This is a genomic window from Streptomyces sp. NPDC001904 (assembly GCF_040297005.1).
Classification (GTDB): domain Bacteria; phylum Actinomycetota; class Actinomycetes; order Streptomycetales; family Streptomycetaceae; genus Streptomyces.
This window is the reverse complement of sequence record NZ_JBEOYI010000004.1, coordinates 315,291-338,987: the sequence shown is the minus strand read 5'-3', so window position 1 is coordinate 338,987 and position 23,697 is coordinate 315,291. Positions and strand designations below refer to the sequence as shown.

The 23,697-nt window shown below is 71.5% G+C and carries 20 protein-coding genes and 1 pseudogene; 10 read left to right on the top strand and 11 right to left on the bottom strand.

The annotated features are described in order from the left end of the window. Window positions 1–68: 68 nt before the first annotated feature. Window positions 69–1,262, bottom strand: coding sequence for a glycerophosphodiester phosphodiesterase (locus ABT127_RS08625; protein WP_351445998.1), 1,194 nt, complete (start codon window positions 1,260–1,262; stop codon window positions 69–71). Window positions 1,263–1,449: 187 nt separating this feature from the next. On the opposite strand from ABT127_RS08625, the gene ABT127_RS08620 reads away from it, so the two are divergent. Beyond that, complete coding sequence (locus ABT127_RS08620) at window positions 1,450–2,235, top strand: lysophospholipid acyltransferase family protein (protein ID WP_351446242.1); 786 nt, start codon at window positions 1,450–1,452, stop codon at window positions 2,233–2,235. Between the two features lie 130 nt (window positions 2,236–2,365). Here ABT127_RS08620 and ABT127_RS08615 read toward each other — a convergent pair whose 3' ends face one another. Together ABT127_RS08615 and ABT127_RS08610 are read right to left on the bottom strand one after the other, a co-directional pair. Continuing rightward, window positions 2,366–3,895: an MFS transporter gene (locus ABT127_RS08615; protein WP_351445996.1), complete on the bottom strand. Its 1,530-nt coding sequence runs from the start codon at window positions 3,893–3,895 to the stop codon at window positions 2,366–2,368. Further along, complete coding sequence (locus ABT127_RS08610; protein ID WP_351445994.1) at window positions 3,892–4,443, bottom strand: TetR/AcrR family transcriptional regulator; 552 nt, start codon at window positions 4,441–4,443, stop codon at window positions 3,892–3,894. The genes ABT127_RS08615 and ABT127_RS08610 overlap by 4 nt, the downstream gene beginning before the upstream one ends. A 135-nt stretch (window positions 4,444–4,578) precedes the next feature. Here ABT127_RS08610 and ABT127_RS08605 point away from each other — a divergent pair, with 135 nt between their 5' ends. Next, on the top strand, window positions 4,579–4,848 hold the full coding sequence (locus tag ABT127_RS08605; RefSeq protein WP_351445992.1) for a hypothetical protein: 270 nt from the start codon (window positions 4,579–4,581) through the stop codon (window positions 4,846–4,848). Window positions 4,849–4,932: 84 nt separating this feature from the next. Here ABT127_RS08605 and argH read toward each other — a convergent pair whose 3' ends face one another. Beyond that, entirely contained in the window at window positions 4,933–6,360 is a 1,428-nt protein-coding gene (gene argH / locus ABT127_RS08600) for an argininosuccinate lyase (RefSeq protein WP_351445990.1), read from the bottom strand. A 145-nt stretch (window positions 6,361–6,505) separates the two neighbouring features. Here argH and ABT127_RS08595 point away from each other — a divergent pair. The 6 genes and pseudogenes from ABT127_RS08595 (at window position 6,506) to ABT127_RS08570 (ending at window position 14,807) form a co-directional block, all read left to right on the top strand. Then, window positions 6,506–7,094: pseudogene (locus ABT127_RS08595) on the top strand (pyridoxamine 5'-phosphate oxidase family protein). A gap of 2 nt (window positions 7,095–7,096) precedes the next feature. Then, on the top strand, window positions 7,097–7,807 hold the full coding sequence (locus ABT127_RS08590) for a L,D-transpeptidase family protein (protein ID WP_351445988.1): 711 nt from the start codon (window positions 7,097–7,099) through the stop codon (window positions 7,805–7,807). A gap of 48 nt (window positions 7,808–7,855) precedes the next feature. Beyond that, window positions 7,856–12,772, top strand: a complete 4,917-nt coding sequence (locus ABT127_RS08585; protein WP_351445986.1) for an HD domain-containing protein — start codon at window positions 7,856–7,858, stop codon at window positions 12,770–12,772. Beyond that, the gene (locus ABT127_RS08580; protein WP_351445985.1) at window positions 12,765–13,136 is read left to right on the top strand and encodes a hypothetical protein; all 372 of its coding nucleotides are present in this window, start codon (window positions 12,765–12,767) and stop codon (window positions 13,134–13,136) included. Before ABT127_RS08585 ends, ABT127_RS08580 begins: the two co-directional genes overlap by 8 nt. Next, entirely contained in the window at window positions 13,133–13,741 is a 609-nt protein-coding gene (locus ABT127_RS08575) for a hypothetical protein (protein ID WP_351445983.1), read from the top strand. The genes ABT127_RS08580 and ABT127_RS08575 overlap by 4 nt, the downstream gene beginning before the upstream one ends. Before the next feature lie 91 nt (window positions 13,742–13,832). Continuing rightward, on the top strand, window positions 13,833–14,807 hold the full coding sequence (locus ABT127_RS08570; RefSeq protein WP_351445981.1) for a bile acid:sodium symporter family protein: 975 nt from the start codon (window positions 13,833–13,835) through the stop codon (window positions 14,805–14,807). A gap of 30 nt (window positions 14,808–14,837) precedes the next feature. Here ABT127_RS08570 and ABT127_RS08565 read toward each other — a convergent pair whose 3' ends face one another. The 6 genes from ABT127_RS08565 to ABT127_RS08540 all read right to left on the bottom strand — a co-directional run bounded on the left by ABT127_RS08565 (window position 14,838) and on the right by ABT127_RS08540 (window position 20,412). After that, window positions 14,838–15,428, bottom strand: coding sequence for an arginine repressor (locus tag ABT127_RS08565; protein ID WP_351445979.1), 591 nt, complete (start codon window positions 15,426–15,428; stop codon window positions 14,838–14,840). Between the two features lie 16 nt (window positions 15,429–15,444). Then, entirely contained in the window at window positions 15,445–16,644 is a 1,200-nt protein-coding gene (locus ABT127_RS08560; protein ID WP_351445977.1) for an acetylornithine transaminase, read from the bottom strand. Further along, window positions 16,641–17,570, bottom strand: a complete 930-nt coding sequence (gene argB, locus ABT127_RS08555; RefSeq protein ID WP_351445975.1) for an acetylglutamate kinase — start codon at window positions 17,568–17,570, stop codon at window positions 16,641–16,643. Before argB ends, ABT127_RS08560 begins: the two co-directional genes overlap by 4 nt. After that, on the bottom strand, window positions 17,567–18,718 hold the full coding sequence (argJ, locus tag ABT127_RS08550) for a bifunctional glutamate N-acetyltransferase/amino-acid acetyltransferase ArgJ (protein WP_351445973.1): 1,152 nt from the start codon (window positions 18,716–18,718) through the stop codon (window positions 17,567–17,569). The genes argB and argJ overlap by 4 nt, the downstream gene beginning before the upstream one ends. Then, entirely contained in the window at window positions 18,715–19,743 is a 1,029-nt protein-coding gene (gene argC, locus ABT127_RS08545; protein ID WP_351445971.1) for an N-acetyl-gamma-glutamyl-phosphate reductase, read from the bottom strand. The genes argJ and argC overlap by 4 nt, the downstream gene beginning before the upstream one ends. Window positions 19,744–19,836: 93 nt before the next feature. Further along, window positions 19,837–20,412, bottom strand: a complete 576-nt coding sequence (locus ABT127_RS08540) for a CGNR zinc finger domain-containing protein (RefSeq protein ID WP_351445969.1) — start codon at window positions 20,410–20,412, stop codon at window positions 19,837–19,839. A gap of 103 nt (window positions 20,413–20,515) precedes the next feature. Here ABT127_RS08540 and ABT127_RS08535 point away from each other — a divergent pair, with 103 nt between their 5' ends. Both ABT127_RS08535 and ABT127_RS08530 read left to right on the top strand, forming a co-directional pair. Beyond that, window positions 20,516–21,691: an epoxide hydrolase family protein gene (locus tag ABT127_RS08535; protein ID WP_351445967.1), complete on the top strand. Its 1,176-nt coding sequence runs from the start codon at window positions 20,516–20,518 to the stop codon at window positions 21,689–21,691. A gap of 54 nt (window positions 21,692–21,745) precedes the next feature. Then, window positions 21,746–22,153: a VOC family protein gene (locus ABT127_RS08530; protein WP_351445965.1), complete on the top strand. Its 408-nt coding sequence runs from the start codon at window positions 21,746–21,748 to the stop codon at window positions 22,151–22,153. Window positions 22,154–22,179: 26 nt separating this feature from the next. Here ABT127_RS08530 and ABT127_RS08525 read toward each other — a convergent pair whose 3' ends face one another. Next, the gene (locus tag ABT127_RS08525) at window positions 22,180–23,373 is read right to left on the bottom strand and encodes an alanine--tRNA ligase-related protein (RefSeq protein WP_351445963.1); all 1,194 of its coding nucleotides are present in this window, start codon (window positions 23,371–23,373) and stop codon (window positions 22,180–22,182) included. Between the last annotated feature and the right edge of the window lie 324 nt (window positions 23,374–23,697).

Genomic DNA, 23,697 nt, shown 5'->3' with positions numbered 1-23,697 from the left:
CGGGACGGGGCGGGTCCGGCTCCTGGTTGCCGGGCCCGCCCGTGATCACTCCAACCGGCGCTCGCGGGTCAGCCGTTGACGAAGTCCTCGCGGGCGAGGAGGGCGGTGTCGCAGTTGTCGGAGAAGATGCCGTCGATCCCGGTGGCGTAGTACGCCTTGAAGGCGCCGAACGCGTCGCCGTACGCGTTCGGGTCCGTCCCCTTCTTGAAGTCGGCGGGGAGGAAGGTGTTCTCGTTGCGCATCGTGTAGGGGTGCAGGACGAGACCCGCCGCGTGGGCGTCCGTCACGAGGGTGGTCGGCGCGAGGAGCCTGCCCGAGGCGTCCTTCGGGATGATCAGGTCCAGGGTGGGGCCGATGCCGTTCGCGTACCCGGCGATCTCGGCGAGTCCCTTGGGCGTGATCAGGTCGGCGACGGTGCGCGGGTCGCCGAGGTCGACGAAGTCGGCGGGGCGGGAGTTCGCCGTGGAGAGCAGGACGGCCAGCGGGTTGTCGACGAGCTTGTTCAGGCGCTGGATGCTGGTCGGCTCGAAGGACTGGAGGATGACCGGCGAGTTCTTCCGGTGCAGCCCGTGGGCGCGCAGGATCCGGGCGAGCCGCTCCTCCAGGCCGAGGCCCAGCTTGCGGAAGTAGGTGGGGTGCTTGGTCTCGGGGTAGATCCAGACCTCGCGGCCGCGCTTCCTGCTCTGCTCGGCGCGCCAGGCGAGGACCTCCTCGAAGGTGGGGATCTCCCAGCGGCCGTCGTAGAGGGTGTTGTGCTGGCGGTTGCCCGGGATGCGCTCCTTGGCCCTGAGCGTCTTCAGCTCGGCGAGGGTGAAGTCCTCGGTGAACCAGCCGGTCGTCGAGACCCCGTCGATGATCTTGGTGGTCCTGCGGGAGGCGAATTCGGGGTGCGCCGAGACGTCCGTGGTGCCGCCGATTTCCGGCTCGTGACGGCATACGAGGTGGCCGTCCTTGGTCGGGACGATGTCACCGGCCTCGATGACGTGCGCGCCCATGTCGAGCGCCAGCTGGTACGAGCCCAGGGTGTGCTCGGGGCGGTAGCCGCTGGCTCCGCGGTGACCGATGACGGTCGGCACGGGCAGGCCCTTGAGGCCCTGTCCGCTGTGTTTCCCGCCACTCGTGCCGGCCGCGGCGCTCGCCGCGGTGGGCGCCGCGAGGGCGGCGGCGCCGGCGCCGAGCACCGCCGCGCCGAGGAGCGAACGGCGGCCCACTCCCGTGGTTCCCCGGGTCTCCCGCGCAGCCTGTGACTTCTCGTTCCCCATGAAGCACTCCTCCCGACCGGTCCTACCTTGCACCTGTCAAAGCGGTCCCGATCGTAGGTGGGCGGGAGTGACGAACGGGAGACCTCGTGCGGAACGGAAGGGTGTGGTGAGGTGACTGCTGGGAGTCGTGCGCGCCCCAGGGGTGCGCGCGGCCAGGTCAACTCTGCGTATCCAGTCGGTGAACCCGATGTGCGGCCGGGCCGCAGGCGCGAGTATCGTCCTCACCTGCACAGACCGTCACGACCGATCCCAGGTCGTGACCAGACCGAAAATCTCGTCCATCTCGACATCGGAGGGCCCGTTGTCCCGCTTCGCGCTCATCAAGGCAGTGCTCGGACCGATCATCCGCCTGATGTTCCGCACCCGTGTGGAAGGCGCCGAGAACATTCCGGGCACCGGTCCCGTCATTCTGGCGGGCAACCACCTGACGTTCATCGACTCGATGATCCTGCCGCTCGTCTGCGACCGGCAGGTGTGCTTCATCGGCAAGGACGAGTACGTCACCGGGAAGTCCCTCAAGGGGCGGCTCATGGCCTGGTTCTTCACCGGCGTCGGCATGGTCCCGGTCGACCGGGACGGTGCCAACGGCGGGGTGGCCGCGCTGATGACCGGGCGCCGCATCCTGGAGGAGGGCCGGATCTTCGGCATCTACCCGGAGGGGACCCGCTCCCCCGACGGCCGCCTGTACCGCGGCCGTACCGGCATCGCGCGGCTGACGCTGATGACCGGGGCGCCGGTGGTGCCGTTCGCGATGATCGGCACGGACAAGCTGCAGCCCGGCGGGGCCGGGATGCCGCGGCCCGGGCGGGTGACCGTGCGGTTCGGGGAGCCCATGGAGTTCTCGCGGTACGACGGGATGGGGCGTGACCGGTACGTGCTGCGGGCCGTGACCGACTCGGTGATGGCCGAGGTCATGCGGTTGTCGGGGCAGGAGTACGTGGACATGTACGCCACGAAGGCCAAGGCCGCGTAGCGCTTTGATCCGTGCCTGGGGCCCCCGGAGTTCTCCGGGGGCCCCAGGTTTTTTGTGCGGAGTCGTGGCGCGGGCCCGTCCAGGCGCCTGCCCGGCGCTGGGGGCCGGCAGATTGCCCGAGGCGGCGGGGTCAGTTCTCCAGGTGTTGGCCGCGGAGCATGAACCAGGCCGCCACCGATGTCGCCAGGAGGACCGCCGCGCCGACCCCGGCCGCCACCTGGAGACCGTCGACGAAGGCGTTCTGAGCCGACGTCAGCAGTTCGTGGGCCTGGGCCGGCGGAAGTGCCGAGGCCGATTCGAACGCGCCGCCCAGCGATTCGTGGGAGGCCGACGCCACGTCCGCCGGGGTGCCCGCGGGCGCCGTGAAGCTCGCGTAGACGCCCGTGACGATCGAGCCGAGCAGGGCGATGCCGAGAGCCGCGCCGAGCTCGTACGCCGTCTCGGAGACCGCGGACGCGGCGCCCGCCTGCTCCTTGGGGACGCTGGAGAGGATCACGTCGGCCGTCACGGTGAAGGAGAAGCCCGCGCCGACGCCGACGACCAGCAGGACGGTGCCGAGCAGCGGATAGCCCGTCGAGCGGCTCAGCGTCGTGAGCGCGGCGAGGGCCAGGCCCACCGCCGCGAGGCCGCCCGCCACCACGATGCGCACCGAGAAGCGGCGCGCCACGAACCCGGCGATCAGGCCCGCGCCCACCGCCCCCACCGCGGCGGGGAGTTCGGCCAGGCCCGCCTCGAACGGCCTGCGGCCCTGGACCAGTTGCAGGAACTGGGACAGGAAGAAGATCAGGCCCGCGAGGCCCAGGATGGTGAGCAGGTCGGCGAGGACGGCGCCGGAGAAGCCGCGGTTGCGGAACAGGCGCATGTCCAGCAGGGGTGAGGCGAGGGTGAGCTGGCGGCGGACGAAGGTGACCAGGGCCGCCACACCGACGACCGCCGCAGCCGCGGCCTCCCAGCCGACGCCGTGCGCCGCCGCCTCCTTGATCGCGTAGACGACACCGATCATGCCGATCAGGGAGAGGCCGACGCTGGGCAGGTCCCAGGGGCCCGGGACCGGGTTCTTCGACTCGGGGATGAGCTTCGCGCCGACGACGACCAGGACCGCCATCACGGGCAGGTTGATGAGGAAGACCGAGCCCCACCAGAAGTGCTCGAGCAGGAAACCGCCGACGACCGGGCCGACCGCGGCACCGGCCGAGGCCATGGCGCCCCAGATGCCGACGGCCAGCGAGCGCTCGCGCGGGTCGTGGAAGATGTTCCGGATCAGGGCGAGGGTCGAGGGCATGAGCGTGGCACCCGCGACGCCCAGGAGGGCGCGCGCCAGGATCATCAGCTCGGGCGTGGTGGCGTACGCGTTGAGCACCGAGACCGCGCCGAACGCGACGGCGCCGGTCAGCAGCAGCTTCTTGCGGCCGATGCGGTCGCCGAGGCTGCCCATGGAGACCAGGAGTCCGGCGATGACGAAGGAGTAGACGTCGCCGATCCACAGCAGCTGGGTGCCGGACGGCTTGAGGTCCTCACTGATGTACGGGGTCGCGAGGCCGAGGACCGTCGCGTCGACGGCGACGAGCAGCACGGCGAGCACGAGGACGCAGAGGGCGAGCCACCGGCCGGGGCGCGACACCACCTCCGCCGCGGGGGTGCGCTGGTGTGTGCTGGTCATGGTTCCACGCTCCGTCGTGCGCCGCCGAGCAGCAGCTCGGCGATCATGTATGAGAAGTCCTTGGCCGCGACGCGGCCGTCCTGTACGGCCCAGGCGCCGCTGCCGATGAGGCCGTAGAGCGCCTCGCAGAGCCAGGCCGGTGTCAGGTCGATGCGGAACTCGCCCGCCTCCTGGCCGCGCCGGAACAGCGCCACCATGCGTCCGTCGAGCCGCTCCCAGCCCGCGTTCTGCCCCTCGCCCTCGAAGAGCTGGTTCTCCGTGGTGAGGAAGGCGAGCAGCGGGGCCGCCGGCTCCATCTCCCGGATCAGGCGGCGCAGCGCGTCCTCGGCCGGGCCCTCGTCGAGCCGGGCCAGGTCGAGCGCCGTCTCGCACTCCTGGATGCCGAGGCTCTCCAGGGCGCGGACGAGGGCGTCGCGGCCCGCGAAGTGGCGGTGCAGGGTCGCGCGGCTGATGCCGGCGGCCCGGGCGACCTCGTCCATCGTGGCGGTGGACTTGCGGGTGAGGAGGGCGGCGGCGCTGCGCAGCACCTGTTCTAGATCGACGGACATGAGACAAGAGTAAGCCATATGAGACATGAATGTCTCATCAACGTGCCGCGCGAAGATGGGCGACAACTCCGGTGGCCCGTCCGCTCACCCGGTGTTACGACTGACGGAACGGAGCGATTCTCGGGAGGTACGGGCATGGGGTGCTGCATCTTCGCGGCGATGGCGGCGATCGGGCCGCGCGTCGCCCTGGTGATCACGTGGCTCTTCACCAACCTCGTGGACCGGGCGTTCACCGGGGTGCTGCTGCCGCTGCTCGGCCTGCTCTTCCTGCCCTGGACGACGCTGGGCTACGTGTTCGCGTACGCGCCCGTGGCCGGGGTGCGCGGCATCGGCTGGCTGGTCGTGCTGATCGGGCTGCTGATGGACCTGTCGAGCTACGGCAGCGGGGCGAAGGCCCGTCGCTGACCCGCCGCCGCCCACGACGACAAGGGCCCGGTTCGTCCTCGTACGGACGAACCGGGCCCTTGGCCGTGGGGACGGGTCTGCGGGCTACTTCTTTGCGTCGGCCCAGGCGCGCTGGACGCCCAGGTCCTGCTTGAGCTCAGCGAGCTGGACGGCGACGGCGCTGGGGGCGGTGCCGCCGCGGCCGTCGCGGGAGGCGAGGGCGCCCGGCACGTTCAGGACCGTGCGGACCTCGGGCGTGAGGTGCTCGGAGATCTTCGCGAACTGCTCGTCGGTGAGCCCGTCGAGCTCCTTGCCCTCGGACTCGGCGACCTTGACGCACTCGCCGGCGACCTCGTGGGCGACGCGGAACGGCACGCCCTGCTTCACCAGCCACTCCGCGATGTCGGTGGCCAGCGAGAAGCCCGCCGGGGCCAGCTCCTCCATGCGCTCCCGGTTGACCGTGAGCGTGGCCATCATGCCGGTGAAGGCCGGGAGCAGGAGGCGGAGCTGGTCGCAGGAGTCGAAGACCGGCTCCTTGTCCTCCTGGAGGTCGCGGTTGTAGGCGAGGGGCAGCGCCTTGAGCGTCGCCATCAGGCCGGTCAGATTGCCGATGAGGCGGCCGGACTTGCCCCGGGCCAGCTCGGCGATGTCCGGGTTCTTCTTCTGCGGCATGATCGACGAGCCGGTGGAGAAGGCGTCGTGGAGGGTGACGAAGGAGAACTCCTTCGTGTTCCACAGGATGATCTCCTCGGCGATCCGGGAGATGTTCACGCCGATCATCGCGGTGATGAAGGTGAACTCGGCGACGAAGTCGCGCGAGGCCGTGCCGTCGATGGAGTTGCCGGCCGAGCCGTGCTCGAAGCCGAGGTCGCGGGCGACGGCCTCCGGGTCGAGGCCGAGCGAGGAGCCGGCGAGGGCACCCGATCCGTACGGCGAGACCGCCGTGCGCTCGTCCCACTGCCGCAGCCGCTCCGCGTCCCGGGAGAGCGCCTGGACATGCGCGAGGACGTGGTGGGCGAAGAGCACGGGCTGGGCGTGCTGGAGGTGGGTGCGGCCGGGCATCGCGGTGTCGGGGTGCGCCTCCGCGAGGCCGACGAGGGCGTCCTGGAGGTCGGCGATGAGCCCGCCGATGATCCGGGCCTCGTCGCGCAGGTACATCCGGAAGAGGGTCGCCACCTGGTCGTTGCGCGAGCGGCCGGCGCGCAGCTTGCCGCCGAGGTCGGCGCCGAGGCGCTCCAGGAGGCCGCGCTCCAGGGCGGTGTGCACGTCCTCGTCGGCGATGGTGCCGACGAAGGAGCCGTCCGCGACATCGCCTTCGAGCCGGTCGAGCCCGGCGATCATGCGGGTCAGCTCGTCGTCGGTGAGCAGGCCCGCCTTGTTGAGCACGCGCGCGTGGGCGCGGGAGCCCGCGATGTCGTACGGCGCCAGGCGCCAGTCGAAGTGGACGGAGGCGGAGAGTTTCGCCAGGGCCTCGGCGGGGCCGTCGGCGAACCGGCCGCCCCAGAGGCGGACATCGCCGGTGTTGCTGCTCACGTGCTCTGCTCCTCAAGCCGGTGGTTGTCATGCATGATTATGCAAGGTTACGCATGAATCGTCAATCGGGACCGTCAGAGATGGCATGTCCCACCATGCGGGACGGATCTGTCCGACATGTGATCCACTTCGCCATACTCCTCGCATGGGCAAAAGCTACGAGAGCATCGACGGACGACTGCGCACCTTCATCGAGTCCCAGCCGCTTTTCTTCACCGCCACGGCCCCGCTGTCCGGCGACGGCACGGTGAACCTCTCCCCCAAGGGCCTCAAGGGATCGTTCGCCGTCCTCGACCCCCACACGGTCGCCTACCTCGACTTCGCGGGCTCCAACGCCGAGACCGTCGCGCACCTGCGGGAGAACGGCCGGATCACCCTCATGTGGTGCGCCTTCCAGGGGCCGCCGACCATCGTCCGGGTGCACGGCCGCGGTGAACCCGTCTTCCGCGACGACCCGCGCTTCGACGACCTCCTCGGGCACTTCGACGCCATCGACCCGACGCGCAACGGACTGCGCGCGATCATCCTCGTACGGGCCGAACTCGTCCGGGACACCTGCGGTTACGCCGTCCCCCTTCATGACGTACGACGAGGAACGCACGCTGCACGGGGACTTCTTCGCACGCAAGGACGACGCCGAACTCGACGCGTACTTCCAGAAGAAGGAGTACATCGGAAGCAGCCTGGACGGACTTCCGGGGCTGCCGTTGCCGCTGCCGCCCGCTAGCTTCTGACCATGCGTCCTTTACGAGCAGGTATCGCCGCAACTGTCGTCCTCTGCGCCGCGCTCGGCAGCGCTCCCTCCGCGAGCGCCGCCGCTCCGCTGCCCGCCCGGATGGCGGACACCGGCGGCGGCAGCCAGCTGATCACCGCCGAGGCGCCCCGCGCGTCCTCGACGTCCGGCACCGTCACCTGGTGGGACCGGCGCGCCGACGGCCGCTGGGTGAGGGCCGGTTCGGCCCCCGCCCGGTTCGGGGCGAACGGGCTCGTGGCGGGCAGCGGCCGGGAACAGGGCACGAACACCACCCCGGCCGGGCTATACGACCTGCCCTTCGCCTTCGGCACGAAGGCGGCGCCGGGCGGCACCTCGATCGCGTACCGGACGGTGCGCGACTCCTCCTGGTGGTGCCAGGACAACAAGTCCCGCTCCTACAACCGCTGGACGCAGCCCCGTCCGGCGGACTGCCGCGCGTCGGAGTCCGAGCACCTGGCCGACTACGGCACGCAGTACGCGCACGCCCTCGTGATCGGCTTCAACTACCACCGCCCGGTGCGCGGGCGCGGCGCCGGGATCTTCCTGCACGTCAACGGGCGGGCCGCGACGGCCGGTTGCGTGTCCGTGCCGAAGGACGCCATGCGGCGGATCATGACGTGGGTGCGGCCCGGGCGGGCTCCGCACATCGCGATCGGGACGGCGGGCGGGAGCACCGCGATCACCCGTTACTAGGGCCCTGTCGGCCCCCGGTGTCATCATGTTCCTCAGGGTGGGAGGAACATGAACGACGTACGCAGGGCACTGCTCGTGGGGGTCGGCCGGGTACCGGACCAGGCCGAGGGGCTGGAGCCCCTGGACGCCGTGGTCGACGCCGACCTGCGGCTGATGGAATCGGCTCTCGGGTCAGCCGGTTACATCGTGGAGACCCTGCTCGATCCCCACCTGAGTCAGCTCAAGCGGCGCGTCTACGAATGCGCGCGCGGCATGCCGGCCGACGGCACCCTGCTGCTCTACTTCACGGGGCACGGCATCAGGATCGGCGGCCGGGACTTCCTCGTCCCGGCCGACGCCGCCTGGCCCGGTGACGGGGTCTGGCAGGAGGTGTACACCGATTCGCTGCTGCCCGCCGCGATCGGCCCCCTCCTCAAGGACTGCAAGGCCGGGACCGTGCTCTGGGTGATCGACGCCTGCCGCACGGACCGGGCGGACGACCAGACTCCCTTCGGCAACACCGTCGACGCCGGACCGGCCGATGGCGGGTACGCCGTGCTGACCGGCTGTTCCAGCGGCGAGCGCAGCGGCTACGGCCCCGAAGGGAGCTTCTTCACCCGGGGCCTGGCCGACGCCCTCGGTCCGTTGAGCCCCGCGCGCACCGTGACCGAGGTCTTCGAAGCGGCGCGGGCGACGACGGCGAAGGCCGCACGCGGCAGCGGTGTGGCACAGACCGCCTCGATCGTCTTCGGCACCAACCACCGCACGCGCACCCAGGGCACGGAGATCTGCGCCGGGCGCTCGCTCAGGGAGGACTGGCTGACGGCGGCTCTCGACACGCCGCTGTGGGACCGCGTCCCACAGGAGCAGCACGAGGAGGCCGCGCATTTCCGGCAGTGTCTCGCGGAGTTCGTCGAGAGTTGTGCCCGTACGCTGCACCACGCCCAGGAACGGCTGGAGTACGACGACCGCTGGGCCGACGACCTCTTCGTGGTCCGCCTGTTGCACCGCCGCCTGCCCGACCTGCTGCCCGAACAGGCCGAGTTGTCGGCGATCGAGGTCGCGTCTTTGGTGGCCGTCGTCTTCCTGCGCGAGGCGGCGTGGGCCGAGCGGCTCAGCCAGTCCGCCGAGGTGGACCCGTCCGCCCCAGGACGCAAGCCCGGTGCGGACGCGTACCGCAGACACTTCGAGCAGACCACCGAGCAGTATCGGTCGGTCGCCCGCCGGGTCGTCGAGTGCCGACGTCGCGGCCGTGAGGCGGACTCGGCGGCGGTGACGATGTGGCTGGTGCACCGCTGGATCGCCGACCGCTTAGAGACCGACGACACTCCCATCGCTCCGATCGTCGCCCGGCGGCTGCTGGAGGCCATGGGCGTGAGCCCGGACCGCGCGCAGGAGCCGGCCGAGACGCTGTGCGCGATGGCCGCCGGTCTCGACCGGGAGGGCCCACTGGACACGGGGGCGCCCGCGGTGCCCGAGAAGGTGCTGCTGCGCGGCGGTCACCGGGTGCTGCGCGTCCGTCCGCTGACGGGGCTGCTGCGGCTCGCGGCGGTTCTCGCCGTGGACGTACGGACATTCCCCGACGTGGTGGCGGAACATCTCGGAGTGACGGACCCGGTGACGCCGGAGCAGGTGATCGGCGTCGCCCGTGAGCTGGGCTGGGCCAGGGAAGGCGACGTGCTGCGCCTCGACGCCCCGTGCCCGCACCAGGCGGTGCACGCCGCGCTGATGGCCGTCGTGGAGCTGGCCGACGAGCTGACCGAGGAGATCGCCGGCCTGACGGCGGATCTGCCGGCACCCGAGGTGACGCTGCTGGAGCGGCTGCCCCGTCGAGTGACCGACGGCGATCTGCGGCCGAGCAGGACGGCAGGACGACCGGCCTACGACCTTCCGCTGCTCAGGTTCCATCTGGCCCAGACGGAGGTGCGCGAGCTGCTGATGGGCGAGCAGCTCTACGGCGGCGAGCCCAATCTGGCGCTGCGCGAGCTGTACCAGAACGCGATGGACGCCTGCCGGTACCGGGCGATGCGCTGCCAGTACCTGCGCTCTCGCGGCTCGGACACCGGCAGTTGGGCGGGAGAGATCACGTTCAGCGAGGGCGAGGACGAGCGGGGACGCTACGTCGAATGCCGGGACAACGGCGTGGGGATGAGCGCCGAGCAGCTCAAGCACACTTTTACCCGGGCCGGCAGCCGCTTCGAGCGCTCGAAGTCGTTCCGCCGGGAGCAGGCGCGCTGGCTTCGGCACGATCCGGCACTGCGCCTCTACCCCAACAGCCGTTTCGGCATCGGGGTGTTCAGCTACTTCATGCTCGCCGAGGAGATGACGATCGTCACCCGCGAGGTCAACTCGGAGGGCATCCCGGCGGAGCACGCGCTGCGGGTCGACATCCCCGGCAGCGGAAGTCTCTTCCGCATCCAGCGGCACAGCGGGGCGGACGGGCTCGTCGACGGGGGGACGCGGATCCGGCTGTACCTGCGGGAGGGGACGCTGGCGGGCAGCGCGTCGTGTGTGTCGGTCCTGCGGGGGCTGGTCAGGATCTCCGAGTTCACGCTCACGGCCCGCGACGCGGACGGGGGTTCCCACACCTGGGAGGCCGGCGCGCTCCAGCCGTCCCCCGTCGCCGGCGAGGAGTCCCTGGAGGCGGTACCCGGGGTGCTGTGGTGGGTGGCGGGTGAGGGAGCCGTGCTCTGCGACGGGATCGTCACCGACCAGAAGCCCTTCGGGTGCGTCCTCAACCTGACCGGGGAGCACGCCGGGGTGCTCAGCGTGAGCCGCAAGGAGCTTCAAGAATACGACCTGGAGTGGGCGGCCGGGCAGTGGCGTGCGGGCGCCCCGGCGCTGGCGGCCTGGCCGTGGCTCAGCATGGAGTGGATCTGGCAGCTGGATCAACTGAATCCGACGGTGGCCCAGTTGCTGGGGAAGGAGTGGCGGGGGCAGGGGCTCAGGGTGCGGGAAAAGTCCGGGGCGGTGCACGATCTGGATGCCGTGGGGTGGTTCTACCCGGACAAGCATCTCCTGACCGCGGGGTACGGCGTCAGCGGCGTGGAGTTCCAGGGGTGGCGTCGCACGGCCTTGGGGAAGGCAGCCCGGCCCCCGGCCCCGCAGCAGTTGCTCGGCCATCCGGTGCCCCAGCCGGGCGACGGGCACCTCTGCCCCGTCCCCCGGAAGGAGTGGCCCACCCTCGTCCGATACGCGGCGGATCACGTGCTGCCGCTGTCGTGGGTGATGCGGCGCCGTCGGGCCGTCGGCATCGCGGCCGACTGCTGGGTGCCGGCCGAGGCCCCGGCGCAGGCCGGTTCCTTGGACTGGATTCCGAGCGCCGACCAGGCGGACTTCATCGATCGACTCACGAGCAGACCGGGCCAGGAGTTCGTGTACGGCGACAAGTACTCGATCCCCAGCACCCTCCAGGACCTCGTCGAAGCATCGGCCAAACTGGGCATGCCTCTGGGAGAACTCGCCGCACAGATCGCGCCGTTCGAGCCCTTCGGACTGCCGTGCGTGGCCGAAGTGCCCGAGCACGCGCGCCGGCACGTCTGCGACGTGGCGGAGCTCGACCGCCTCTTCACGCGACGCCACGGGGGGCGTCACAGCGTTCATAGGGCATGCGACGTCCGGCTTGTGTGCGAGGAGACCGGCGCCGCTCCGTCCGAGATCCTTGCCGTCCTCGCCGCCCACTCATGGCTCGGCTGGGACGTACCGGATCTCCAGGAGGTGCTCGCGTGGATGGACCTCGACGCCGAAGACTTCACCCTGCTCCGGAAGAACCTCGTATTCGGTGACACGGACCGAGCGACTCTTTCGTGGGACGCGACCACGGCCCTGGCCGTGGAGGCGGGCATCACCCTCGGGGAGGCGGAGGACCACCTGGCGGCACTCGCCACGACCGTCGATCTGACGTATCGCCGGGCCTTCGCCTCCGCCGACCACCCGGCACGGGGAATCCATCCGACGGACGAGACCGCCGATTTCCTGGAGAGGGCCCTCGCCACCGACACGTTCTTCGACACGACGACCGAGCCGACGCTCTACAACCTCATGCACGTGGGGCAGGAATCGCTGGCACAGCTGCGCCTGATGGGCGTCCGCATCCCCTCCGCTCATCGAGTGGCCCAGCGGTGGACGGGGCTCCCCCTGCGCGTTCGCTACGTTCTCGGCGGTAAGGAATACCCCCTCTCGGAGGACTCAGACTTTCCGGCGGAGCGGTTCGGCACGGCCACGCTGTTCAACGCGGCCTGTCTCCTCCAGGAGCCCCTGAGCAACGTCGCGGGCCTGGTCCGCTCCGATACCCGCGCTCTCGGACTGCACCTGCCGGACCTGCCCGAGGAGTTGCTGGGCCACCAGCCCAGCGAGGCGGAGCGCGACGCGCTCCTCGGCTATGTGAACGAGTACGGCGAGAGGGACACCACCTCCGGTGAGGCGGCATGGGTTCCCCTGACCCCCGCACGGCTCGCACGTCGGGCCGGCCATGGCGACGCCGGCTCCGCCCTGGCCTCGCTCATGCGCCTGCGCCCCTTGGGAGCCCTGGTTCCCGAGGCGGATCAGATCCTCCTCGACGCTCTGAGCGAGGAGGAACCGGACACGTACGACCTGCACGTACTGGCCACGTTCTGGCCCAGCAGCACGGACGGCGCCCACACCGTCACACCGCTCTCCCTCGTCCGCACAGCGGCCCGCATCGGCGACACCCCTCGCCAGACGGCGGCCCGCTACGCGCCCTACCTGCCTCTGGTCGCACACCTTCCGGACCCACCGCCGGACCTGTCCGGCGCGGCCCCCGACACCGTCCCGGTGTGGCAGGACCTGATCATCCTCACCCGCCATCTCGACGGACAGGACCCGCCGCTCGAGGGCACGGTCGGGACGTCCGAGCTCCGCCGCGCCGCCGACGCCGTGGGCGAGTCACCGGCCTGGGTCGCACAGCGACTGCGGGTGTACGCCGAACTGTTCGCTCTGCACATCACCGAGGACACCGATGCCTGACGCCACCGCCCCGCACGCCTTCGACATCGTCTACGCGGAGCAGCACCTCGGCACCGTGACCACCCGCTTCACGGGGCGCCCCACGCCGGACGGGCGCGGGGTCGTCCTGGAAGGCGTCTGCCCGGGCTGCCAGGGGCGGACGCGGACCGAGTACCGGTGCGGGGTGCCGGGGGCCGGCACCAAGGGACTGATGTCCTGGCTCAAGGGGGAGCAGGCGGGGCCGGGCCCGGCCGGGGACGCGGCGGCGCTGCTGGAGGAGTGGCATTACTGCGAGTGCGGTCACCCGCACCGGCTGATGCCGCCAGACGCCGTCTTCGTCGGCTGCGGGGCGAGTTGGCGAGTGGCTGCCGTGGACACGGCATGAGCGCGGGGTCCGAGCGACGCTGGTCGCTGCTCGCGCGCGAGCAGGAGTTCCAGCAGTTGCCGGAGCTGCGCCGCCAGGCCGAGGGCTGGCGCAATGGGCTGGCGGGGCTCGCCGCACTGCTCGCCGTGCTCGTGACGCTCAAGGGGCGCGACGATCTCGGTCAGCTCCCCGAGCGGGCGCGATTCATCGCCTCCGGACTCGTCGGCACCGCGTTCGTGCTGCTCGTGGCGGGCTCGGTGCTGTCCGTGCGGGCGGCCCACGGACGTCCCGGGCAGCGAATCCTGCTGGCGGGTGTGGCCCTGCGGCGCTGGACGGAGGGCGAGATCGTCCGTGTGACGCGCGCTCTTCGCTGGGCGTCGCTGTGCTGTGCCGGCGGGATCGTGCTCGCGGCCGCGGCGGTGACCGTCGCCTGGTTCACCACCGAGTCGGCGCCCGAGAACCTGGTGCGGGTGACCACGACCACCGGCGAGCGCTGCGGAGAGTTCCTGGGGTCGGGGCGGGCCGGGGTGCGGTTGCGGGTCGAGGCGGGCAAGGGCTCGACCGAGCGGGTCACCTTGCGCAACACGGCGGTGCTGACCATCTCGCCGGTCGGTCGCTGCGGCTGAGACCCACCCGGCGTCGTACGCCTACGAGACGCGTGTATCGCATGTCGAGACAGAGTTGCGTGCACATGCCACGAAGACATTGCATCGCCCGGTGCGAAGCGATACCGAACCTGAGTCCGACCAGGCCAACCGTACGTCCACCGACCGCGCCGCCCGCCTCGCGGTGACCGTCTTCCCGGTGCTCGTCCTCGTCGCGGGCGCGCTGGGGCTCCTGCTGCCGGACGCGTTCGCCGACTTCACGACCGATGTGCCGTACCTGCTGGGCGTGGTCATGTTCTGCATGGGCCTGACCATGAGCCTCGGCGACTTCAAGGGGGTCGCCCAGCGGCCGTGGGCGGTCGGGATCGGGCTCGTCGCGCACTACGTGATCATGCCGGGGCTTGGCTGGCTCATCGCCAACCTCCTCGATCTGTCGCCGCAGCTCGCGGCGGGCGTGATCCTCGTCGGCTGCGCGCCCAGCGGCACGGCGTCGAACGTCGTGACCTACCTCGCGCGCGGCGACGTCGCGCTCTCCGTGTCGGTGGCGACCGTCTCCACCGTCCTCGCGCCGCTCGTCACCCCGCCGCTGACGCTGTTGCTGGCCGGGGAGTACCTGCCGGTGGACGCCGGCTCGATGGTGACGGACATCCTCAAGACCGTGCTGCTGCCGGTGCTCGCGGGCCTCGTCGTGCGCCTGCTGTTCGGGCGGTACGTGGACCGGGTGCTGAGCGCGCTGCCCTGGCTGTCCGCGCTGACCGTCTCCGTGATCGTCGCGGTGGTCGTGGCCGGCAGCGCCGCCGCGATCAAGTCGGCCGCGCTGGTGGTCCTTCTCGCCGTGGTGCTGCACAACGGGCTCGGGCTCGCGCTCGGCTACGGCGCGGGGAAGGCCGCCCGGCTCGGGAAGCCCGCGTCACGCGCGATGGCCTTCGAGGTCGGCATGCAGAACTCCGGGCTCGCCGCCTCCCTCGCGACCGCCCACTTCAGCCCGCTGGCCGCGCTGCCCGCCGCCGTGTTCTCGGTCTGGCACAACGTGTCGGGCGCGCTCGTGGCGGCCTGGATGTCGTACCGGTCCCGGCGCACCGCCTGAACGAGCGGGCGCCGGGGCACGGACGGCTTCTCAGTGGTCGTTCTGCGCCAGCCGCAGCAGATGCTCGGCCAGCGCCTGGCCGCCCGCCGGGTCCCGGCTGATCAGCATGAGCGTGTCGTCGCCCGCGATCGTGCCGAGGATGACGTGCAGCTCCGCCTGGTCGATGGCCGAGGCCAGGAACTGAGCGGCGCCCGGCGGGGTGCGCAGCACCACCAGGTTCGCCGACGCCTCGGCTGAGATGAGCAGTTCCCCGGCGAGGCGGCGCATGCGCTCCTCCTTCGCAGACTCGCCGAGCGGGGCCTGCGGGGTGCGGAAGCCGCCCTCGCTGGGCACCGCGTAGATCAGCTCACCGTTGGTGTTGCGGATCTTGACCGCGCCCAGCTCGTCGAGGTCACGGGAGAGCGTGGCCTGCGTGACGCTCAGCCCGTCGTCGGAGAGCAGCTTCGCCAGCTGGCTCTGCGAGCGCACCGGCTGCCGGTTGAGGATGTCCACGATCCGGCGGTGGCGCGCGGTCCGCGTCTGCGGGACGGCCGGGCCCTGCACGCCGTTGACACCCCGCTCGGTGTTCGCCGCGTGCGCGGCGCCGGTCGCGCTCTCGGCGGAGTCCGCTTGGCTGCTCATCGTCGTCGTCCCATCCTCAGGATCGTCCTTCCCCGTCGGCCGCTGCGGCGTCCAGGACCGAGGGCAGCGCCGCGAGGAACGCGTCCGCCTCGGCGTCGGTCAGGTTCAGCGGGGGCATCAGCCGGACGACATCGGGGGCGGGCGCGTTCACGAGGAAGCCCGCGTCCTGGGCGGCCTGCTGCACCTGGGGTGCGCGCGGCCCGCTCAGCACGATACCCAGCAGAAGCCCGGCTCCCCTGACACGACCGACCAGCGGGTGCCCCAGAGACTCGATTCCGGCGGTCAGGCGCTCGCCCACCCGCTTGGTGTTGTCCAGCAGGCCCTCGGCGGCGATGGTGTCCAGCACCGCGAGTCCGGCGGCGCACACCGCCGGGTTGCCGCCGAACGTCGTGCCGTGCTGCCCGGGGTTGAGCAGCTTCGCCGTCTCGCCGAACGCCACGGTCACACCGAGCGGCAGCCCGCCGCCGATGCCCTTCGCGAGGGTGACGACGTCCGGGTCGACGCCCTCCTCGGCCTGGTACGCGAACCAGTGGCCGGTGCGGCCGATGCCGGTCTGCACCTCGTCGAGGACGAGCAGGGTGCCGGTGGCGCGGGTGATCTCGCGGGCCGCCTTCAGATAGCCGGCGGGCGGTACGACCACGCCGTTCTCACCCTGGATCGGCTCGATGATGACGAACGCGGTGTCCTCGGTGACCGCGGCGCGGAGCGCGTCCACGTCGCCGTACGTGACGTGCGTGACGTCACCCGGGAGCGGGGTGAAGCCGTCCTGCTTGCCGGGCTGGCCGGTCAGGGCGAGGGCGCCCATGGTGCGGCCGTGGAAACCGCCGGTGGTGGCGACCATGTGGCGCCGGCCGGTGAGCCGGCCGATCTTGAAGGCGGCCTCGTTGGCCTCCGCGCCCGAGTTGCAGAAGTAGACGGAGCCGTCGCGGCCGAACAGCTGGAGCAGCCGCTCGGCGAGGACGACCGGCGGTTCGGCGATGAACAGGTTCGAGACATGCCCGAGCGAACCGAGCTGCCGGGTGACCGCCTCGATGATCGCGGGGTGGGCGTGGCCGAGGGCGTTGACGGCGATGCCGCCGACGAAGTCGGTGTACTCCTTGCCGTCGGCGTCCCACAACGTGGCGCCGGCGCCCTTGACGAGGGGCAGCCGCGGGGTGCCGTAGTTGTTCATCAGCGCGCCCTGCCAGCGCGACGTCAGCTCTTCGTTGCCGCTCACGAGTCGGTGCCCCCTTCCGCATCGGCCACGACCATCGTGCCGATGCCTTCGTCGGTGAAGATCTCCAGCAGGATCGAGTGCTGGACGCGGCCGTCGATGACGCGGGCGGTGTGCACGCCGTTGCGCACGGCGTGCAGGCAGCCCTCCATCTTCGGGACCATGCCGCTCGCCAGGTCGGGGAGCAGCTTTTCGAGTTCGGCGGCGGTGAGCCGGCTGATGACCTCGTCGCTGTGGGGCCAGTCCTCGTAGAGGCCCTCGACGTCGGTCAGCACCATCAGCGTCTCGGCGTCCAGCGCAGCAGCGAGTGCCGCAGCCGCCGTATCAGCATTGACGTTGTAGACATGGTGATCGTCCTGGGAGCGGGCGATCGAGGAGACGACCGGGATCCGGCCGTCGGCGAGCAGCGCCTCGATGGCGCCGGTGTCGATCTCGGTGATCTCGCCGACGCGGCCGATGTCGACCAGCTCGCCCTCGATGCGGGGCCGGTGCTTGGTGGCGGTGATGGTGTGGGCGTCCTCGCCGGTGATGCCGACGGCGAGCGGGCCGTGCTGGTTGAGCAGCCCGACGAGTTCGCGCTGGACCTGTCCGGCGAGCACCATCCGTACGACGTCCATGGCGTCCTCGGTGGTGACGCGCAGGCCCGCCTTGAACTCGCTGACGATGCCGTGCCGGTCGAGCGCCCTGCTGATCTGCGGGCCGCCGCCGTGCACGACGACGGGCTTCAGCCCCGCGTGGTGCAGGAAGACGACGTCCTGGGCGAAGGCGGCCTTCAGATCCTCGTCGACCATGGCGTTGCCGCCGAACTTGATGACGACGGTCTTGCCGTGGTGGCGCGTCAGCCAGGGCAGCGCCTCGATGAGGGTCTGCGCCTTGGGGAGCGCGGTGTGCCTGCGCGCGGTGGGCTGGGTCTCTTTCGTCTCGCTCATGAGGAGTACGCGCTGTTCTCGTGGACGTAGTCGGCGGTCAGGTCGTTCGTCCAGATCGTCGCCGTCTCGGTGCCCGCGGCGAGGTCGGCGGTGACGACGACCTCCCGGTAGCGCATGTCGACCTGGTCGCGGTCCTCGCCGACGCCGCCGTTCTTGCAGACCCAGACGCCGTTGATGGCGACGTTCAGCTGATCGGGCTCGAAGGCGGCCTTCGTCGTGCCGATCGCGGACAGCACCCGGCCCCAGTTGGGGTCCTCACCGTGGATGGCGCACTTGAGGAGGTTGTTGCGGGCGATGGAGCGGCCCACCTCGACGGCGTCGTCCTCGGTCGCGGCGTTGATCACCTCGACCTTGATGTCCTTGCTGGCGCCCTCGGCGTCGCCGATGAGCTGGCGGCCGAGGTCGTCGCAGACGGTCCGTACGGCGGTGGCGAACTCGGCGTACTCCGGGGCGACTTCGGAGGCGCCGGAGGCGAGCAGCAGCACGGTGTCGTTGGTCGACATGCAGCCGTCGGAGTCGACCCGGTCGAAGGTGACGCGGGTGGCGTCGCGCAGGGCCTTGTCGAGGACGTCGCTGTCGAGGTCGGCGTCCGTGGTGAGGACGACGAGCATGGTGGCGAGGCCGGGGGCCAGCATGCCGGCGCCCTTCGCCATGCCGCCGACGGTCCAGCCGTCGCCCTCGTACACCGCGGTCTTGTGCACGGTGTCGGTGGTCTTGATGGCGATGGCGGCCTTCTCGCCGCCGTGCTCGGAGAGCTGTCCGGCGGCGGTCTCGACGCCCGGGAGCAGCTTGTCCATGGGGAGCAGTACGCCGATGAGACCGGTGGAGGCCACGGCGACCTCGCCCGCGTTCAGGTCGAGGACGTCCGCGACCTTCTCCGCGGTGGCGTGGGTGTCCTGGAAGCCCTTGGGACCCGTACAGGCGTTGGCGCCACCGGAGTTGAGGACCACCGCGGAGACGAGCCCGCCCTTGAGGACCTGCTCGGACCAGAGGACCGGGGCGGCCTTGACGCGGTTGGAGGTGAACACACCCGCGGCCGCCTGGCGGGGCCCGCGGTTGACCACGAGGGCCAGGTCCGGGTTCCCGCTCTCCTTGATCCCGGCGGTGATGCCCGCCGCCTGGAATCCCTTGGCTGCCGTCACACTCACGGCGCGACTCCGATCGTCGAAAGACCTGTGGTCTCGTCGAGACCCAGGGCGATGTTCATGGACTGGATGGCGCCGCCCGCGGTGCCCTTGGTCAGGTTGTCGATCGCGCTGATGACGATGACCCGGCCGGCGGCCTCGTCGTGGGCGACCTGGATCTGCACGGCGTTCGACCCGTACACGGCCGCCGTCTGCGGCCACTGGCCCTCGGACAGCAGGTGCACGAACGGTTCGTCGGCGTACGCCTTCTCGTAGGCGGCGCGGACGGTCTCGGCGTTCACGCCCGGGGCGGCCTTGGCGCTGCACGTGGCGAGGATGCCGCGCGGCATCGGCGCGAGGGTCGGCGTGAACGACACGGAGACCCGTCCACCGGCCGCCGCGCTGAGGTTCTGGATCATCTCGGGGGTGTGCCGGTGGCCGCCGCCGACGCCGTACGGCGACATGTTCCCCATGACCTCGCTGCCGAGGAGATGGGGCTTGGCGGCCTTGCCGGCGCCGGAGGTGCCGGACGCGGCGACGATCACGGCCTCGTGCTCGACGAGCCCCGCCGCGTACGCGGGGACGAGCGCGAGCGAGACGGCCGTCGGGTAGCAACCGGGCACCGCGATGCGCTTGGACCCTTCCAGTGCGGCGCGGCCCCCCGGCAGTTCGGGAAGACCGTAGGGCCAGGTGCCCGCGTGCGGGCTGCCGTAGAACGCCTCCCAGTCGGCGGCGTCCTTCAGCCGGAAGTCGGCGCCCATGTCCACCACGAGCACGTCCGGGCCGAGCTGCTCGGCGACGGCGGCGGACTGCCCGTGCGGCAGCGCCAGGAAGACGACGTCGTGACCGGCGAGCACATCGGCGGTGGTCTCCGTCAGCACGCGGTCGGCGAGCGGGAGGAGATGGGGCTGGAGGGCACCGAGGCGCTGTCCCGCGTTCGAGTTGCCCGTCAGGGCGCCGATCTCGACCTCGGGGTGGGCGAGGAGCAGGCGCAGCACTTCGCCGCCCGCGTATCCACTCGCCCCTGCCACTGCTGCGCGTACCGCCATGGAACCCTCCTTCTAGATGGCATGACTATACGTTTCGCTGCACTTTTATGCAATCGACCTTGCGCGGTGCCCCGGTGCGTGCACGGGCGGAGATCACTGCGCCGAGGCAGAGTCCTTGCGGTGCGCGGCCTGGAAGCGGGCCTTCTTCTGGCGGTTTCCGCAGGTGTTCATGTCGCACCAGCGGCGGGTGCGGCTCCGGCTGGTGTCGAAGAAGGCCGCCCGGCAGGTCGGGGAGGCGCACAGGGCCAGCTTCCCGTCGCGTTCACCCGAGATGACGCCGATCGCGTCGGCGGCGATCACACCGAGGGCGTCCTCCACGCGGGACGCCGGGCCGAGCCGCCACCGCAGCTTCCCGCCGGGCGTCAGGAGCGCCGTGGCCCGCCCCGCGGCACTGAAGTCGTTGATGACCTGGACGGCGGCCGCGGGGAGGGGCTCCCCTGCCGCCGCCGCGGACGCGGCGGCATGGATCGATTCCCGCAGCTCACGGGCGAGGGTGAGTTGCTCCTCGGTGCAGGAGTCCACGGCGAGGCCGCTCACCGCCAGCCAGTCGACGAACCGATCCGGCACGGGGACGCGCTCCACGGGATCCCCGAAACGCTCCGAGAGCGTGCCCGTGAAGCTGGTCGCGAGGACGGGGCCGAGACGGAAATCGGGGAAGCCGGAGCGCATGGAACCAGCCTAGCCGGTTCCAATGCGGCCTGGAGGGTTGCGAGAACCATCTATGCCGGTTCACGATAGATCGGATCCGGTTCCCCGACGGCCAGGAGTTCTCATGCCTCGCCCCTCCCATGACGTACGGGCATTCGACGCCCGCGCGACCGACGCCGACCTGGACGATCTGCGCGCGCGGCTGGCCGCGGCGCGGCTGCCGGAGGCCGAGACGGTCCGGGGTGCCGCGCCCGGCCCGCGCCGGTGGGCGCAGGGCGTACCGCTCGCCGATCTCGCCGACCTCGTGGCGTACTGGCGCACCGGGTACGACTGGCGGGCGTTCGAGGCGCGGCTCGACCGGATCGGCCAGTTCCGCACGACCGTCGACGGCCTGGGCATCCACTTCCTGCACCGCCGCTCGGCACGCGCGGACGCGGTTCCGCTGCTGCTGACGCACGGCTGGCCGGGCAGCGTCGCCGAGTTCGTCGACGTCGTGGACGAGCTGGCGGACCCGCAGGACGCGGACGCGCCCGCGTTCCACGTCGTGGTCCCCTCACTGCCGGGCTTCGGGTACAGCGACAAGCCGGCCACCACCGGATGGGGCATCGAGCGGATGGCGGCCGCCTGGGTGGAGCTGATGGGACGGCTCGGTTACGACCGGTTCGCCGCGCACGGCGGGGACTGGGGAGGTGTGATCACCACCGTCCTCGGCGGCAGGTTCCCGGCGCACGTGCTCGGCATCCACACCCTCACCCCGCAGGCACCGCCCGGACTGCCGACGGACGGGCTGACCGCGGCCGAGCGCGCCTGGACCGAGGAGACCCGCGCCTTCTGGGACGGCCCCCGCGCGGCGTACGCCAAGCAGCAGGCGGCCCGGCCGCAGACCATCGGCTACTCGCTCGTCGACTCGCCGGTCGGGCTGCTCGCCTGGATCCTCGACAAGTTCGCCGAGTGGTCGCACACCGAGGACAGCCCGTTCGAGACGATGTCCAGGGACCGCGTCCTCGACAACGTCACCCTGTACTGGCTGACGCGGGCCGGAGCGTCGGCGGCCCGCATCTACTACGAGAGCCACGACTCGCTCGACCCGGATCTGCGGGTCGACGTCCCCTCGGCCCTCAGCGTGTATCCCCGCGACATCGAGAAGTGCCCGCGCCCCTGGGCGCGGGAGCGGTACCGGAACATCGTCCGGTGGAACGCGCCCGGCGCCGGGGGCCACTTCCCGTCCCTCGAGGTTCCCGGGCCCTTCGTCGCCGACCTGCGGGAGGGCGTCGCGGCGGTGCTGGCCGCTCGTCGGTGACCGCGAGTTAATGGGCAGGCGGCCTCCCGGCCGCCCCACGTTGAGGAGCACCCCATGAAGATCCACATGACCAGCGTCTTCGTCGACGACCAGGCGAAGGCCGAGCACTTCTACACCGAGATCCTCGGCTTCCGGAAGAAGCACGACGTCCCGCTGGGCGAAGGGGTCCGCTGGCTCACCGTCGTCTCGTCCGAGGAGCCGGGCGGGACCGAACTCCTCCTGGAACCCGCCGGGCACCCGGCCGTCAAGCCGTACCGTGACGCGCTCGTCGGGGACGGCATCCCGCTGGCGCAGTTCGCCGTCGACGACGTGCGGGCGGAGTACGAGCGGCTGACGGCCCTGGGCGTCCGCTTCACCCAGGAGCCCGTGGAGATGGGCCCGGTGACCACCGCCGTCCTCGACGACACCTGCGGCAATCTGATCCAGCTCGCCACGGAGCCGAAGGCACCGGAGGCGCCGTAACCCGGGCCCGCCTCCGCCTCCCCCGGCTACCTCGGCCCGGGCTCGGGCTCGGGCTCGCCGCGCAGCCCCCGTACGAGATCGCGCGGCAGGCCGTGCGTGTCGTGCAGATAGTGCAGGTCCTCCTCGGTGAGCGGGCCGCGGAAGCGCGGCCGGTCGAGCACCTTGCGTCCGGTGTCCAGGAGGCGGCGGAAGCGGCGCTCCTCGTCGAGCAGTACACGACGCACCCGCTCGGGGTCGGTGTCCTGCCGGAAGTGGTCGCGGGTGTGCTCGATCAGCTCGGCCGGCAGATCGCCGAGGTGCCGGTCGGGGTCGTCGCGCCACAGCGTGGTGAGGACGCGGCGGACGAGCCTGCGCAGGACGTAGCCGCGTCCCGTGGCGGCCGGCAGGACACCGTCGCCGAGCACCACCAGGGCCGAGCGGAGGTGGTCGGTGACCAGCCGCGTCGACGTCTCGCCGAGCGGGCCCCACAGACCGGGCAGCCGCTCCCGCCACGGGGTGAAGATGTCGCAGTCGAAGACCGAGGTGCGGCCCTGCAACAGCGTGGCCAGCCGTTCCAGGCCGAGCCCGGTGTCGACGTTGGGGCGGGGCAGCGGCACGAGGGAACCGTCGGGCAGCCCGCGGTACCGCATCATCACGTGGTTCCACACCTCCACCCAGCGCTCGTCCCCGGTGGGCGTCGAGCGGGGCGGGGTGTCGCCCGTCCACAGGAAGATCTCCGAGTCGGGGCCGCACGGCCCGGTCGGCCCGCCGGACCACCAGTTGTCGTCGACGGTCGGCTCGACCGGGACGCCGAGCCGCTCCCAGGTCTCCAGCGATTCGGTGTCGGGCCCGCTGCGCCCGTCGCCGCCGAACACGGTGGCGTGCAGCCGTCCCGGGTCGATGCCGAACCCCTCGGTGAGCAGTCCGTGTCCCCATTCCAGGCTGCGCGGCAGCCCGTAGTCGCCGAGCGACCAGGTGCCGAGCATCTCGAAGACGGTCAGGTGGGTGAGGTCCCCCACCTCGTCCAGGTCCGTGGTGCGCAGACAGCGCTGGACGTTGACGAGGCGGGTGCCGAGGGGGTGCGGGCGGCCCTCCAGGTACGGGGTGAGGGGGTGCATGCCCGATGTCGTGAACAGGACCGGATCGCCGGGCGGCGGCAGCAGCGTGGACCCGGTGATGCGACGGTGGCCGCGCTCCTCGAAGTACTCGACGAAGGTGCGCAGGACGGTCTCGGTGTCCATGGGGGGCTCCTTGGGGTGCGTGCGTGCGGCGGCGCCGGAGGACGGTGCGCGCGATCACCGGGAGCGGGACGAGGAGCCCTGGGGAGTCGTCGGCGGACCGTGTCCGGTCGCCGAGGGAGAGAAGTCGTCAGGCGGCGGCAACCGGCGAGCTGGTCGCTCGCGCGGTCGCGGTGGTGGTTCGGCCGGTGACGTTCATGCCGTCGACGGTAACGCGGCGCGGCGCCCGCACGCATCCGCTTTTCGGCGCAGGGGGCCGCGGTTGCGGCGCACCGCCCTCCCCGGCTTACGGTCGGGGCGGGGGCCGCACCCCCGGCAGCATCCCCG